The organism is Micrococcus sp. KRD077, assembly GCF_017168505.1.
Classification (GTDB): domain Bacteria; phylum Actinomycetota; class Actinomycetes; order Actinomycetales; family Micrococcaceae; genus Micrococcus; species Micrococcus luteus.
Genome location: NZ_JABFAZ010000009.1, coordinates 210,974 through 225,072, shown reverse-complemented (window position 1 = coordinate 225,072; position 14,099 = coordinate 210,974). Strand labels below are relative to the sequence as shown.

The following is a 14,099-nucleotide window of genomic DNA, read 5'->3' as shown; positions in this document are numbered from 1 at the left end:
CTCCCGCGCCGTTGCGGACCGCTCGGCGGCGCCCCACCACCGCACAGAACGGAACGCCCGATGGCGCACACCCCACCGGCCGAGACCTCGGCCCCGCCGGCCCCGGCGACGAAGAAGGACCGCACCCACTGGCTGTACATCGCCGTGATCGCCTCGGTGGTGCTGGGCGCCGCCGTCGGCCTGCTCTTCCCCGAGTTCGGCAAGTCCCTCAAGCCGCTGGGCGACGGCTTCGTCTCCCTCATCAAGATGATGATCGGCCCGGTCATCTTCTGCACGATCGTCCTCGGCGTCGGCTCGATCGCCAAGGCCGCGACCGTCGGCCGCGTGGGCGGCATCGCCCTGGTCTACTTCATGGCGATGTCCACGTTCGCGCTGGCCGTCGGCCTCGTCGTCGGCAACCTCATCCACCCCGGCGAGGGCCTCAAGCTGACGCCCTACGACCCGAACAAGCCCACGGCCGCGGTGGACGGCACCGTCCAGTTCCTGCTGGACATCATCCCCGGCTCCCTGCCGATGCTGCCCACCCTGTTCATCGCCCTGCTCGTGGGCTTCGCCCTGCAGCAGATGGGCCCGGCCGACGCCCCGCTGCTGCGTGGTCTCACGCTGATCCAGGGCGTCGTGTTCCGCATCCTCATGATGGTGATGTGGGTCGCCCCGATCGGCGCCTTCGGTGCGATCGCCGCCGTCGTCGGCTCCACGGGCTGGTCCGCGATCGGCGCCATGGCGCTGCTCATGGGCGCCTTCTACCTGACCTGCATCGCCTTCATCGTGGTGGTGCTCGGCACCGTCCTGAAGGTCGTGACCGGCCTGAGCATCCTGTCCCTCATGAAGTACCTGGGCCGGGAGTACCTGCTCATCTTCGCCACCAGCTCCTCCGAGACCGCCCTGCCCCGCCTGATCGCCAAGATGGAGCACGCCGGCGTGGACAAGTCCGTCGTGGGCGTGACCGTGCCCACCGGCTACTCCTTCAACCTGGACGGCACCGCCATCTACCTGACCATGGCCGCGCTCTTCGTCTCCAACGCGATGGGCGCGGAGATGAACCTCGGCGAGCAGATCGGCCTGCTGGTCTTCATGATCATCGCCTCGAAGGGCGCGGCCGGCGTCACCGGCGCGGGCATGGCCACGCTCGCCGCCGGCCTGCAGGCGCACCGACCCGAGCTGCTCGGCGGCATGGGCGTGATCGTGGGCATCGACAAGTTCATGTCCGAGGCCCGCGCCCTGACCAACTTCACCGGCAACGCCGTGGCCACGCTCCTCGTCGGCCGCTGGGTGGGCGAGCTCGACGGCGAGCGTGCCCGGCGCGTCCTCAGCGGCGAGCTGCAGTTCGACGAGGCGACCGTGGCCGGCCACGACGGCGCCGCGCACGACCCGCAGCAGTCCCCGACGATCGCCGAGCAGGCCTACGAGGGTCACCCCGACTCCAGCCTGAACTTCGCCATGGCCGCCGACGGCGACCGGAACCCCGCCCGCTGACGGAGGCGGCGGGCCCGCGCGGCACGCCGCACCGTCGACCACCGGCGACGCCGGGGACGAGCCTGGACACCGGCCCGTCCCCGGCGCCGCCGTCGTCCCGGGAACGCCAGGCACTAGGGTGGGGGAAGATCCGGACACGCCGACGACGGCGGCCGCGGCGCGCCGCGGCCCGCGGCCGGGCGTGCAGACCACCGTGGAAGGAGCCGGCGCCGCCGTGACCTCGAGAGAACCGATCCCCGTGATGACCATCCACGGCGAGCCCGTGCTCGGGCCCACCGGCCGGCCCAAGCACGACTTCCCCGAGCCCGCGCCCCTGACCTCGCACGGCCCGGCGCGGATCATCTCGATGGTGAACCAGAAGGGCGGCGTCGGGAAGACGACCTCCACCATCAACCTGGGCGCCGCGCTCGCGGGCTACGGCCGCAGGGTGCTCATGGTGGACTTCGACCCGCAGGGCGCCCTCTCGGCCGGCCTGGGCGCGAACCCGCACGAGCTCGACACCACGGTGTACAACGTGCTCATGGAACGGTCGGTGACCGCGAAGGACGCGATCCTGTCCACGGACTTCGCGAACATGGACCTGCTGCCGGCCAACATCGACCTGTCCGCGGCCGAGGTGCAGCTCGTCAACGAGGTGGCCCGCGAGCAGGTCCTCGAGCGCGCGCTGCGCCAGGTCCGCGACGACTACGACGTGGTCCTCATCGACTGCCAGCCCTCGCTGGGCCTGCTGACCGTCAACGCGCTGACCGCCTCGCACGGCGTGATCATCCCGCTGACCGCCGAGTTCTTCGCGCTGCGCGCGGTCGCCCTGCTCGTCGAGACGATCGAGAAGGTGCAGGACCGGCTCAACCCGGACCTGGAGATCGACGGCGTGCTGGCCACGATGTTCGACCAGCGAACCCTGCACTCCAAGGAGGTCGTGGGCTCGCTGGTGGCCGGCTTCGGGGACCGCGTGTTCGAGACCGTCATCAAGCGGTCCATCAAGTTCGCCGACGCCACGGTGGCGGCCACGCCCATCACCCTGTTCGCCGAGAACCACGACGGCGCCAAGGCCTACCGACAGCTCGCCCGCGAGCTGATCAGCCGCGGCGGCGCGCCGTGACCGCCCGCTGAGCGCCGACGACGCCGGCCCGGTCCCGTCGCGGGACCGGGCCGGTTCTCTGCGCGCTCGCGGCCGGGGGAGCGGTGGCCGGGAGACGCGACGCCGCCGATCTGCGAGAATGGAGCCGGGCGTGTCCGTCTCCGGGCCGTCCCTCACCCCCTGACCCGTCCGCCGCCGGCCCGACCGGCGCCGTTGACGCGCACCCGAAAGGACGCCCTCCCCATGAACTCCCGCAAGCCGCGAGGCTCCGGACGCACCCCCGCCGTCGGTCGACGGGGCGGCCCGTTCCAGGAGCGCGACTACCAGCGACAGATCGGTGCCCGCCGCGGCGCCGCCGGCCCCCGCGAGGAGGCCCCCTTCGACGAGGACGCCGTGCCGCGCACCCGCGGTCGCCGCGGCCGCGGCGCCGGCGCCGCCCGGGCCAAGGCCGCCCACCTCGACCGCATCCACGACGAGTCGGGCCAGCGCCTGCAGAAGGTGCTGGCCGCGGCGGGTGTGGCGTCCCGGCGCGTGAGCGAGGACCTCATCGCCGAGGGCCGCGTGGAGGTGGACGGCGTCGTCGTCACCGAGCCCGGCGTGCGCGTGGACCCGGCCACGGCCGTGATCCGGGTGGACGGCATCTCCGTGCAGACGGACGTGACCAAGCAGTACTTCGTCTTCAACAAGCCCCGCGGCGTGATCTCCACGATGGTGGACCCGGAGGGCCGGCCCTCGATCGCCACCTACCTCAAGCCCGGGCAGGAGCACCTGTTCCACGTGGGCCGTCTGGACAACGAGACCGAGGGCCTGCTCATCCTCACCAACGACGGCGAGCTGGCCAACCGCCTCACCCACCCCAGCTACGAGGTCCCCAAGACCTACGTGGTGCAGACCCGCGGCCCGCTGGCCAAGGGCGTCTCGAACCGGCTGCGCGAGGGCGTGGAGCTGGAGGACGGCGTGGCGCAGGTGGACTCGTTCAAGCTCGTCGACTCGACTCCGGGCCACGTGCTCGTCGAGGTCGTGCTGCACTCGGGCAAGAACCGCATCGTGCGCCGCATGTTCCAGGAGATCGGCCACCCGGTCGAGCGGCTCGTCCGCGTCAAGGTGGGCCCCATCCTGCTGGGCGACCAGAAGCAGGGCACCGTCCGCGCGCTCAACGCGCAGGAGCTGGGCCACCTCAAGGCCCTGGTCGGCCTGTGAGCGCGCCCGCCGAGTCCGCCGCCGCGCTCGGTGACGGCCCGGCCGGGATCCCGCAGCCCGTCCTCGTCCGGGGGACCGGTCTGCTGGGCACCTCGATTGGCATCGGGCTGAGCGCGGCCGGTGTGGACGTGCGCCTGCACGACCCCTCGCCCGCCGCCCTGGCCGTGGCCGCGGACATCCGCGCCGGACGCCCCGCCCGCCTGGACGCCGAGGGCGACGACCTCGACGCCGCCCCGGGCCTCGTCGTCGTGGCCGCGCCGCCGGACGTGACCGCCGACGTCGTGGTGGACTCGCTGCGCCGCTGGCCCGCGGCCGTGGTGGTGGACATCGCCTCGGTGAAGGAGGCGGTCGCCGCGGGCGTGCGCGCCGCCGTCGACGACGGCCGCCTGGCCCCGCAGGACGCCGACCGGTACCTCGGGACGCACCCGATGGCCGGCTCCGAGCGGTCCGGTCCCGTGGCGGCCCGCGGCACCCTGTTCACGCAGGCGCCGTGGGTGCTGTGCCCGACGGACACGACGCACCCGGGCGCCCTCGCGGCCGGTCGGGCGCTCGCGCTGACGCTGCAGGCCACCCCGTACCGGATGGCGGCCCGCGCCCACGACGAATCGGTCGCGCTGATCTCGCACCTGCCGCAGATCGCCGCCTCGCTCGTGGCCTCCCGCCTGCAGGACACCCCGGACCAGGCGCTCGCCCTGGCCGGCAACGGGCTGCGGGACACCACCCGGATCGCAGCGTCGGACCCGCAGCTGTGGGTGCAGATCCTCTCCGGCAACGCCGGGCGGATCGTGCCGGCGCTGCACGGGCTGCGGGCGGACCTGGACCGGCTGATCCGCACCCTGGAGGACCCCTCCGCCCCCGGGGCGCGGCTGGACATGGCGCAGCTGATCGCCGAGGGCAACGCCGGTCGGGCACGGGTGCCCGGCAAGCACGGGGCGCCGCCGCAGGCGTTCGCGGTGGTCACGGTGATTGTGGACGACGCCCCCGGGCAGATCGCGGCCCTCCTCGACGAGGTCGGCCGCACGGACGTGAACGTGGAGGACCTGCGGCTCGAGCACGCCTCGGGCCACCGGGTCGGCATGGTGGAGATCTCCGTGCTGCCCGGCCGCAGGGACGAACTCGTGGCGGCGCTGACCGCCGCCGGATGGAAGGTGGTCTGAGATGACCGAGCACACCCGCGACGACGTCGCACCCGCGCCGCTCGTGGTGGCGGTGGACGGCCCCTCGGGCTCGGGCAAGTCGTCCGTGTCCAAGGCCGTGGCGCGGCGTCTCGGCGCCGCGTACCTGGACACCGGCGCCATGTACCGCGCCGTGGCGTGGCACTGCCTGCACGAGGGCGTCGACCTGGCCGATGCGGAGGCCGTGGCGGCGGCCGCCGTCGCCATGGACCTGGACCAGTCCACCGACCCGGACGTCGAGGCCGTGCGGGTCGGCGGCACGGACGTCACCGAGGCGATCCGCGGCCCCGAGGTCACGGACACGGTCTCCACCGTCGCCGTGGTCATCCCGGTGCGCGAGGAGCTGCATCGTCGCCAGCGGGCGGCGATCGCCGCCGCGGGCCGGATGGTCGCCGAGGGCCGTGACATCACCACGGTGGTGGCCCCGGACGCCCACGCGCGCGTGCTGCTCACGGCCTCCGAGGCCGTGCGCACCGCCCGCCGCTCGGGCCAGCTGGCCGCGGCGGGGGAGACCGGCGTCGATGCCGGCACGCTGCACCGTCAGGTGGCCGGGCGCGACGCCCGCGACGCCACCGTGTCCACGTTCGACCGCCCCGCCGACGGGGTGGCGCTCGTGGACTCCACCGAGCTCGACTTCGAGCAGACCGTGGCGGCCGTCCTGGCCGCCGTCGAGGACCAGGCCGGCATTCCGGCCGTGAAGGGAGGCCGACGATGACCGAGAACCCCCAGCACCGCTCCGGTGAGGACGAGTTCGTCCCCGCCGGCGACGATCAGGTGGCCGAGCGGCTCGCCGCCATGACCGAGGAGGAGGCCGAGGCGCGCGCCGCGTCGCTGCGCGCCGGCCTCGAGGACTACGAGCTCGAGGAGGACGACGCCGCCCTCCTCGACGCGTGGCAGCTCGGGCCCGACGAGGACGTCGACGCGCCCGTGCCGCCCGTGCTGGCCATCGTGGGCCGGCCGAACGTCGGCAAGTCCACGCTCGTCAACCGCATCATCGGCCGCCGTGAGGCCGTGGTGGAGGACGTGCCCGGCGTGACGCGCGACCGCGTCTCCTACGACGCCGAGTGGAACGGCCGCGAGTTCACCGTGGTGGACACCGGCGGCTGGGAGCACGACGCCAAGGGCATCCACCGTCGCGTGGCCGAGCAGGCCGAGCTGGCCGTGGACGTGGCGGACGCCGTCGTGTTCGTGGTGGACGCCACCGTCGGCATGACGGCCACGGACGAGGCCGTGGTCTCGATGCTGCGTCGCAAGGACCGCCCGGTGATCGTGGCCGCCAACAAGGTGGACGACATGGTCCAGGAGGCCGACGCCGCCACCCTGTGGTCGCTCGGCTTCGGCTACCCGTACCCGGTGTCCGCGGTGCACGGCCGCGGCGTCGCGGACCTGTTGGACGCCGCGCTCGAGGCACTGCCGGAGGAGTCCGCCCACGGCGGTCTCGTGCCGCGCGGCGGCCCGCGCCGGATCGCCCTCGTGGGCCGGCCGAACGTGGGCAAGTCCTCGCTGCTGAACAAGCTGGCCGGCTCGGACCGCGTGGTGGTGGACGACCTGGCCGGCACCACGCGCGACCCCGTGGACGAGCTCGTGGAGCTCGGCGGACGGCTGTGGCGCTTCGTGGACACCGCCGGCATCCGTCGACGGCAGCACATGGCCCACGGCGCCGACTACTACGCGTCGCTGCGTACGGCCTCCGCCCTGGACCGCGCGGAGGTGGCCGTGGTGCTGCTCGAGGCGCCGCAGGTGATCTCGGAGCAGGACGTGCGCATCCTCCAGATGGTGCTGGACTCCGGTCGCGCCCTCGTGATCGCGTTCAACAAGTGGGACCAGGTGGATGAGGATCGGCGGCTCCAGCTGGCCAAGGAGATCGAGCGGGACCTGGCGCACGTCGCGTGGGCGCCGCGCGTGAACATCTCCGCGAAGACCGGCTGGCACAAGGACCGTCTCGTCCCCGCGCTGGACCTCGCCCTGGACTCATGGGACACCCGCATCCCCACGGGCAAGCTCAACGCGTTCCTCGGCGAGCTCGTGGCGGCCCACCCGCACCCGCTGCGCGGCGGCAAGCAGCCCCGCATCCTGTTCGCGACCCAGGTCTCGAGCCGGCCGCCCAAGTTCGTGCTGTTCACCACCGGGTTCCTGGACCCCGGGTACCGCCGGTTCATCGTGCGCCGCCTGCGCGAGACCTTCGGGTTCGAGGGCACGCCCCTCGAGATCGGGATGCGCGTGCGCGAGAAGCGCGGTCGCCGCCGCTGATCCGGCCCCGCCCCGACGACGTCCCTCGGCCACCCGCGCCGGGGGACGTCGTCGTCCCGGCAAGCTCCCACCGTTCGTCCACCTTCGCCTCGTAGCCTGAGGGCATGAGCCTCATCCGACGTCGCCCCGCCGCCCTGTCCCTGGCCACCCTGGCCGCGCTCGCGCTGGCCGCATCCGGCTGTGCGGTCGACGACGGCGAGACCCGGGCCGCGCTGCAGAGCGCGGAGGACCGGCTCGCCCAGGCCGAGGACCGGATCAGCGAGCTGGAGGCGGACGCCTCGGACCGCGTGGACCTGGGGCAGCTGCGCCAGGAGGCCGAGGGCGCCCTCGCAGAGGCGGACCAGCGCGCCGCCGAGGTCGTCGAGGACCTGACGCGATCCCTGCCCTCCGGTTCGGACATCGTCGACGTCGAGGCGCTCCGGGAGGACGGAAAGGTGGTCATCGAGTACGGCCAGTCTTTGCTCGATGCCGATCCCCAGGTCCTCGAGGAGACGATGCGGGAGGCGGCGGAGCAGGCACGTGACGCCATCCCGGACCTCAAGGACGTCGAATTCCGCGTGGGGGACCGGACCTTCACGTACTGATCCTGCGGCGGGGCTCCGTGAGCCCCCCGACACGCCTCTTCGACCCGCCCGGAACGGCGGATCGGAGACGCTCGGCGTGTTAGGCTTCTCACGTGCACGACTGCACCCTCAGTCATGAGAGGGTTCGTGCAGACCGCCAGGCCCACCGGTACGCCGGGGCCGCGGTCGCTGGGGGACTCTCGGTCGGGTGGCCCTCGGTCAAGGGATGAGGGGTTCACGTCTGTGAAGAGGACGTGGGCCCCTTGTTCACGTTCCGGGGTGTCGCAGCGTTCGCCCCTGACGACGACGGCCCGGCCGGCCCGCTCCGGATTCGCGTCCGGCGGCGCGGGTGGGGTATGCTCGTCGGGTGCCGAAGCGCGGATGACCGCGATTCGTCACGGGCTATGGCGCAGCTTGGTAGCGCGCTTGACTGGGGGTCAAGAGGTCGTGGGTTCAAATCCCGCTAGCCCGACCACGTTCCCACGGGTCAGAGTCCGCATCTGACGAGGGAAAATGGAATGAGGCCCAGGTACTCCCTCGAGGGGAGCGCCTGGGCCTCTTTCCGTGCCTGACATATTCCTTAGCACAAACTGATCGAGACAGACCCTACGGTTCGGCGTTCGGCTCGACTTATATCCCCGGGAATTCAGAACTTCCTCAGTGGCCGAGCGGCTCGATCCAAAATCGATCTCGTCGGTGACCAGAGCGTAGGCCCTGAAGCGCCCTGGGTCTGATGGAGACTCGCGCTATTTGATTCCGACAACTGTTCGCGGCCGGCCTCGACAGCATAGAACGTGTCCTCGAACTCGGCGGGTGGGACGTCGCCGAGGTAGCCGTGGAGGCGTTGCGTGTTGTGCCAGGACACCCACCCGAGGGTCGCGAGCTCGAGGTCCTCGACCGTCCGCCAGGGACCTGGCCGTGCGGGTCCGCGGACGTGCTCGGCCTTGTAATAGCCGTTCACGGTCTCGGCCAGGGCGTTGTCATAGCTGTCCCCGACGGTCCCGATCGACGGTGTCGCTCCGATCTCGGCGAGGCGTTCGCCGTAGCGAATGGAGGTGAATTGAGACCCCGCGTCGCTGTGTGTAAGCGGCCATGAAAAGCTGCCCATAGGTGGCCAGGGAATGACCCGCTGACGGCCATGAGGACTGCCCAGTGATGGCCACGGGAACTGCCCGGTGCTGGCCATCTGGTTTGCCCGCGTTGCTCGTTGCCCGCCGCGTCGTGAGCCGGCGGGGGCCTCCTCCCCGGGTTGGATATCGGTGTCGAATCGAATCCAGCGAGGAAGAGGCCCTGAATGAAGGATGCCCCCCTCCCCGCCGCGCACCCGGATCCGCCGGGACGGCGTCCGCGTGGTGGCCAGCCCGCTGGCCATGCTGCCCGGCGTGGACCACGGCCCCGCCCTCCGCCTGGACCTGCATCCGACGACGGGGGGCATCGTCTACGTGGCCCGCGAGCTCGAGCTGCGCGAGCTCGGCGACGACGTCCGCGGCCACGTCTACACCGGGATGGTCGGCACGGCGCATCTGAGCGTCTTCTGGTCCACCGTCACCGTCGACCTGCCACCGGAGCGCCCGGTGATCGTGCGGCTGCGCTCGGACCGGGACGCCGAGCTGCTCTCCCTGCTCGAGGTCCTCGCCCCCGTGGACACGCGCGTGGTCTCCTACCGGCTCGACGAGTCCCCCGTGGGCACGCAGCGCTCCAGCTACCTGCTGCCGGACGTGGACCCGGAGACGGTCGCCCAGACGGGCGCGGCCCGGATCCCGCTCGAGGCCATCGAGGCCGCCCAGGAGGAGGAGGACGCGCTGCGCCGCTCCTCCGGCGTCTTCCTCTCCCGCCGCCGCACGGACCGCTTCCTGCGCCGCAACCTGCCCGGGGTGACCCACAGCCTCACGTTCGCGGACGAGGCGGACGTGACGGACGTGTACGTGGACGGCTCCGTGCTGCGCGGCTCCCGCATCGGCGGGGCGGCCGCCGTCGCCGGGCCGAGCATGTGGGCCGTGCAGGCCGTGGCCGGGGCCACGATGCCGCTCGAGGTGGAACTCGAGGCGCTCGTGCTGGGGCACGTGATCTGCGCGTGGGCGGGCACCCCCGGCGGCCGGGTCACCATCCACTCGGACTCGCGCGCCGCGCTGGCCCTGCTCAACGCCGCCCGCCGCGAGCGGCTCACCCTCGGCGGCGCCCGGGGCGAGCGCATCCGCCGCACCCTGCGGCGCCTGCTGGCCGCCGTCGACCTGGCGCAGGCCGCGGACGTCCAGGTGGACACCACGTGGGTCAAGGGCCACGTGGGCGTGCACGGCAACGAACTGGCCGACGACCTCGCCCGGGCCGCCGCCCGCCACGCCAGCGTCGGCACCCCCGAGGGGGACCTGCCCGAGCGGATGGGGCAGCTGATCCAGCTCCGCGTCGAGGACGACGCCGCCGGCTGACCCCGGCCCCCGATTCCCCGTCCTCCGCCCCAGCCTCTAGGGTGGGGCTGTGGAAGCGACAGTGGAACAGATCACAGCGGCCATCACGGCCCTCAACGACAAGTACTGGTACGTCGTGATGGCGCTGCTCTTCGTGGCCGGGGTGTGGTTCACCATCCGGACCGTGGGCGTGCAGGTGCGCATGCTCCCGGAGATGCTGCGGTCGGTGACGGCCAAGTCCCAGACCGGGTTCGAGAACGACGGCGTGAGCCCGTTCCGCGCCTTCACCATCTCGGCGGCCTCGCGCGTGGGCACCGGCAACGTGGCCGGCGTGGCGATCGCGATCGTGATCGGCGGCCCGGGCGCCGTGTTCTGGATGTGGCTGCTGGCGATCATCGGCGGCGCCACCGCGTTCGTCGAGTCCACGCTGGCCCAGCTGTACAAGCAGAAGGGCTCGGACGGCTACTTCGGCGGCCCCGCGTACTACATCCGCGACGGCCTGGGCGCGAAGTGGCTGGCGGCCGTGTTCGCCGTCGCCATCACCGTGACCTACGGCTTCGTGTTCAACGCCGTGCAGTCCAACTCGATCTCCGAGTCCGTGCAGGCCAACTGGGGCGCGTCCTCCACCACCGCGTGGATCGTGGGCCTGGGCCTGGCCGCCCTCACCGGCCTCGTGATCTTCGGCGGCGTGCGCCGGCTCTCGGCCGTGACCAACGTGCTGGTCCCCGTGATGGCCACGTTCTACATCTTCCTGGCCCTGATCGTGATGGTCGTCAACATCACCGAGGTCCCGGGCATGATCGCGCTGATCGTGGGCCACGCGTTCGGCCTGCGCGAGGTCGCGGGCGCCGCCGTCGGCATGACGATGGTGATGCAGGGCGTGCGCCGCGGCATGTTCTCCAACGAGGCCGGCATGGGCTCCGCCCCGAACGCCGCCGCCACCGCGGCCGTCTCCCACCCGGCCAAGCAGGGCTTCGTGCAGTCCCTGGGCGTCTACTTCGACACCCTGATCGTGTGCTCGGCCACCGCGTTCGTCATCCTGCTCTCCAACCCGGCCTACGGACGCGGGGAGGCGATCGGCATGCAGGTGACCCAGGGTGCGCTCCAGCAGGCCGTGGGCGCGTGGGCCGGCCCGGCGCTGACCGTCATCATCTTCTTCCTGGCCTGGTCCTCCGTGCTGGGCAACACCTACTACGGCGAGGCCAACATCCGGTACCTGGCCGGCCGCCACGCGGGCCCGGCCATCACCGTGTTCCGCGTGCTCGTGCTGGTGTGCGTGGTCGGCGGCGCGCTCGGCTCCGTGGCGCTGGTGTGGAACCTCGCGGACACGTTCGCGGCCCTCATGGCGACCATCAACCTCGTGGCGATCATCCCGCTGGGCGGGCTGGCCGTGAAGCTGCTCCGGGACTACGAGCGCAAGCTCAAGGCGGGCATGAATCCGGGCTTCCACATCTCCGACCTGCCCGAGGCGCGGAACGTGGCCCTCTGGAGGGACGAGCCGAAGACCTCCCCGCTCCAGGACTGACGCCCCCGCCCGCGCGTTTCGAGGCGGGATATCGACCCCATCCGGCTGCCGCGGGCGGCCGTGGGGTGGATATCCCGCCTCGATGCATGAGGAGGCCCGGTCTGGACACCGTGCGGGGGTCGGCGCCTAGGTTGAGGCGCACCCGACCGGCCACGCACGAGTGGCCGGCACGACGTCCGAGGAGGACACCATGGGCATCCTCTCCAGCCTCACCCGCACTCTCGGCGGCGGTGGCCGCCGCTCCAGCCGACCCACCATCGGTGCGCACATCGGCCGGTCCCCCGGCTTCGGCCGGCAGGCCCGCTCTCAGGGACGCCGGTCCAGCGGCCTGGGCGGTGCCCTCCTGGGCACGCTCGGCGGTCTGGCGCTGCGTGAGCTCTCGCGCCGCGGCGCCGGAAGCACGACGCGCGGGCGCAGTTCCGGTGCGTACCGCGGCGGCTTCGGGCCCTCGGCCCGGTCCACGGGCGGCCTCGGCACCGGCCTGCTGGGCGGGCTGCTCGGCGGGGCCCTCGCCTCCCGCGGCCGGTCCGGTGCCGCCGGCCGACGCACGGCGGGTGGCCGCCGGACCATGGGCGGCGGCTTCTGACCGCTGCGACGGTGCGGAGTCGCCGCTGAACGGCATCACCGCGGAGCGGACACGAGACGGGGCGGGCACCGACGGATCGGTGCCCGCCCCGTGGTCGTGGTGTGCCGGTGGCGTGCCCGAGGGGTCTGCGCCGCGGCTCAGCCGAGGCCGGCGACGCGGCCCAGGATGAACAGCAGGACGCCGATGACCACGAGGGCGATGATCAGCCCGAGCACGATCTTGCCCGCCGAGCGCTCGCCGGTCTGCTCCACGTCCATGCCCGGGTTGCTCGGGCCGACGCCTGCGCCCTCGGCTGGGGGCGTGTCGCCGTCGAACGCGGCACCGGAGGTCTCGTCCGTCGCCTCGCGTGCGCGCCGGGCGTCCTGGGGGTCGGGGGTGTGCGGGGTGGCCATGGCCGGTTCCTCTCGTCTCGGCGGCACGGGTGCATGCCGCTGGTCCTTACGCTAGGCCCGGGGCAGGGGGTCCTGACCAGGGTATGGCGACGCCCGCCCCAGCGCTTTCGTAGCCGAAACGGCGCGCCCCGAGCCGCTTTCGTTGACGAAACGGCGCTCCTCCACGCCGCCGCGACGGATCCCGTCACACTCTTGATCGTTGGACGTCCAAGCAATAGCGTGATCGGCGTCACGTCCCCGCCGTCCGGAGGAGCCCCCATGCCCGAGGCCTACATCATCGACGCCGTCCGCACCCCCGTGGGTCGCCGAGGGAAGGGGCTCGCCGGTGTGCATCCCCTCGACCTGGCGGCCGCGCCGTTGCGCGAGCTCGTCGGCCGCCAGGACATCGACTCAGCCGAATACGACGAGGTCATCCTCGGCTGCATCGACCAGCTCGGCCCACAGGCCATGGACGTGGCGCGCAACGCCTGGCTCGCGGCCGGGCTCTCCGAGGACGTCCCCGGCACCACGGTCGAACGCCAGTGCGGCTCCGGCCAGCAGGCGGTCCACTACGCCGCGCAGGCCGTCATGAGCGGGACGGCGGACCTCGTCGTCGCCGGTGGCGTCCAGTCCATGAGCGCGATCCCGCTCTCCCGGTCCAACACGGCCGCCCGCGATCTCGGCTTCCCCGACCCGTTCACCGGCTCCGAGTCCTGGGCCGCCCGCTACGGGAGCGAGGAGATCTCCCAGTTCCGCGGGGCCGAGATGATGGCCCGGCACTGGAACCTGGACCGTGACGCCCTGGAGGAGTTCGCGGTGCGCTCCCACGAGCGTGCGCTCGCCGCCCAGGCCGACGGTCGCTTCGACCGCGAGATCCTACCCCTCGCCGGCCTCACCGCGGACGAGGGCCCCCGCACCCCGGACGCCACGAAGATCGCCTCGCTCGACCCGATCGTCCCCGGCGGGCTGCACACCGCGGCCACCGCGTCCCAGATGTCCGACGGCGCGGCCGCCCTCCTGCTCGCCTCCGAGGAGGCCGTGCACCGCCACGGTCTCACCCCGCGAGCCCGCATCCACCACATCTCCGCCCGCGGCGCCGACCCCGTGATGATGCTCTCCGCCCCGATCCCGGCGACGGCGTACGCGCTCGACCGCATGGGCCTGACCATCGACGACATGGACCTCGTGGAGATCAACGAGGCGTTCGCCGCCGTCGTGCTGGCCTGGCTGACCGAGACCGGCGCGGACCCGGCGAAGGTCAACGTCAACGGCGGGGCGATCGCCCTGGGCCACCCCATCGGCGCCACCGGCGCCCGCCTGATGACCTCCCTGCTGCACGAGCTCGAGCGCACGGGCGGCCGCTACGGCCTGCAGACCATGTGCGAGGGCGGCGGCCAGGCCAACGTCACCGTGATCGAACGTCTCTGACCCATCCCCCGGAGGTTTCCATGCCCGACCAGATCACCC

12 protein-coding genes, 1 tRNA gene and 1 pseudogene are annotated in these 14,099 nt (G+C 72.7%); 12 read left to right on the top strand and 2 right to left on the bottom strand.

Going from position 1 to position 14,099, the window contains the following annotated elements:
- Positions 1–60: 60 nt before the first annotated feature.
- The 8 genes from J1M39_RS03450 (at position 61) to J1M39_RS03415 (ending at position 8,220) form a co-directional block, all read left to right on the top strand.
- Positions 61–1,476: a cation:dicarboxylate symporter family transporter gene (locus J1M39_RS03450; protein ID WP_036338130.1), complete on the top strand. Its 1,416-nt coding sequence runs from the start codon at positions 61–63 to the stop codon at positions 1,474–1,476.
- A 241-nt stretch (positions 1,477–1,717) separates the two neighbouring features.
- On the top strand, positions 1,718–2,578 hold the full coding sequence (locus J1M39_RS03445; protein ID WP_020628102.1) for a ParA family protein: 861 nt from the start codon (positions 1,718–1,720) through the stop codon (positions 2,576–2,578).
- A gap of 222 nt (positions 2,579–2,800) precedes the next feature.
- The gene (locus J1M39_RS03440) at positions 2,801–3,757 is read left to right on the top strand and encodes a pseudouridine synthase (protein ID WP_020628101.1); all 957 of its coding nucleotides are present in this window, start codon (positions 2,801–2,803) and stop codon (positions 3,755–3,757) included.
- Entirely contained in the window at positions 3,754–4,914 is a 1,161-nt protein-coding gene (locus J1M39_RS03435; protein ID WP_069941656.1) for a prephenate dehydrogenase, read from the top strand. Before J1M39_RS03440 ends, J1M39_RS03435 begins: the two co-directional genes overlap by 4 nt.
- Before the next feature lies 1 nt (position 4,915).
- Positions 4,916–5,647 (top strand): (d)CMP kinase, encoded by a 732-nt coding sequence (cmk, locus tag J1M39_RS03430; RefSeq protein WP_002857424.1) that lies wholly within the window; start codon positions 4,916–4,918, stop codon positions 5,645–5,647.
- Positions 5,644–7,182: a ribosome biogenesis GTPase Der gene (der, locus tag J1M39_RS03425; RefSeq protein WP_020628099.1), complete on the top strand. Its 1,539-nt coding sequence runs from the start codon at positions 5,644–5,646 to the stop codon at positions 7,180–7,182. Before cmk ends, der begins: the two co-directional genes overlap by 4 nt.
- A 104-nt stretch (positions 7,183–7,286) precedes the next feature.
- Entirely contained in the window at positions 7,287–7,766 is a 480-nt protein-coding gene (locus J1M39_RS03420; protein WP_036383303.1) for a hypothetical protein, read from the top strand.
- A gap of 377 nt (positions 7,767–8,143) precedes the next feature.
- Positions 8,144–8,220, top strand: a tRNA-Pro gene (locus J1M39_RS03415).
- 306 nt (positions 8,221–8,526) lie between these two features.
- Here the strand turns inward: J1M39_RS03415 and J1M39_RS03410 are convergent.
- A pseudogene (locus J1M39_RS03410) lies at positions 8,527–8,826 on the bottom strand (integrase core domain-containing protein); the annotation flags it as partial.
- A gap of 220 nt (positions 8,827–9,046) precedes the next feature.
- Here J1M39_RS03410 and J1M39_RS03405 point away from each other — a divergent pair.
- The 3 genes from J1M39_RS03405 (at position 9,047) to J1M39_RS03395 (ending at position 12,261) form a co-directional block, all read left to right on the top strand.
- Positions 9,047–10,171: an RNase H family protein gene (locus tag J1M39_RS03405; protein ID WP_241253809.1), complete on the top strand. Its 1,125-nt coding sequence runs from the start codon at positions 9,047–9,049 to the stop codon at positions 10,169–10,171.
- A 61-nt stretch (positions 10,172–10,232) separates the two neighbouring features.
- A complete protein-coding gene (locus tag J1M39_RS03400; protein ID WP_036317627.1) occupies positions 10,233–11,675 on the top strand; it encodes an alanine/glycine:cation symporter family protein in 1,443 nt (480 codons plus the stop codon).
- Positions 11,676–11,865: 190 nt separating this feature from the next.
- Positions 11,866–12,261, top strand: a complete 396-nt coding sequence (locus tag J1M39_RS03395; protein ID WP_036317637.1) for a hypothetical protein — start codon at positions 11,866–11,868, stop codon at positions 12,259–12,261.
- Between the two features lie 137 nt (positions 12,262–12,398).
- On the opposite strand, the gene J1M39_RS03390 is transcribed toward J1M39_RS03395, so the two are convergent.
- A complete protein-coding gene (locus J1M39_RS03390; RefSeq protein ID WP_036317625.1) occupies positions 12,399–12,653 on the bottom strand; it encodes a DUF6480 family protein in 255 nt (84 codons plus the stop codon).
- 258 nt (positions 12,654–12,911) lie between these two features.
- Between J1M39_RS03390 and J1M39_RS03385 the strand changes: the two genes are divergently transcribed.
- A complete protein-coding gene (locus tag J1M39_RS03385) occupies positions 12,912–14,060 on the top strand; it encodes an acetyl-CoA C-acetyltransferase (protein ID WP_101967496.1) in 1,149 nt (382 codons plus the stop codon).
- Positions 14,061–14,099: the final 39 nt, after the last annotated feature.

What these genes read in the sequence shown, in the direction of transcription:
- J1M39_RS03450 (WP_036338130.1), top strand. Translation starts at nt 61, where the DNA reads ATGGCGCACACCCCACCGGCCGAGACCTCGGCCCCGCCGGCCCCGGCG.
- J1M39_RS03445 (WP_020628102.1), top strand. Translation starts at nt 1,718, where the DNA reads ATGACCATCCACGGCGAGCCCGTGCTCGGGCCCACCGGCCGGCCCAAG.
- J1M39_RS03440 (WP_020628101.1), top strand. Translation starts at nt 2,801, where the DNA reads ATGAACTCCCGCAAGCCGCGAGGCTCCGGACGCACCCCCGCCGTCGGT.
- cmk (WP_002857424.1), top strand. Translation starts at nt 4,916, where the DNA reads ATGACCGAGCACACCCGCGACGACGTCGCACCCGCGCCGCTCGTGGTG.
- der (WP_020628099.1), top strand. Translation starts at nt 5,644, where the DNA reads ATGACCGAGAACCCCCAGCACCGCTCCGGTGAGGACGAGTTCGTCCCC.
- J1M39_RS03420 (WP_036383303.1), top strand. Translation starts at nt 7,287, where the DNA reads ATGAGCCTCATCCGACGTCGCCCCGCCGCCCTGTCCCTGGCCACCCTG.
- J1M39_RS03405 (WP_241253809.1), top strand. Translation starts at nt 9,047, where the DNA reads ATGCCCCCCTCCCCGCCGCGCACCCGGATCCGCCGGGACGGCGTCCGC.
- J1M39_RS03395 (WP_036317637.1), top strand. Translation starts at nt 11,866, where the DNA reads ATGGGCATCCTCTCCAGCCTCACCCGCACTCTCGGCGGCGGTGGCCGC.
- J1M39_RS03390 (WP_036317625.1), bottom strand. Translation starts at nt 12,653, where the DNA reads ATGGCCACCCCGCACACCCCCGACCCCCAGGACGCCCGGCGCGCACGC.
- J1M39_RS03385 (WP_101967496.1), top strand. Translation starts at nt 12,912, where the DNA reads ATGCCCGAGGCCTACATCATCGACGCCGTCCGCACCCCCGTGGGTCGC.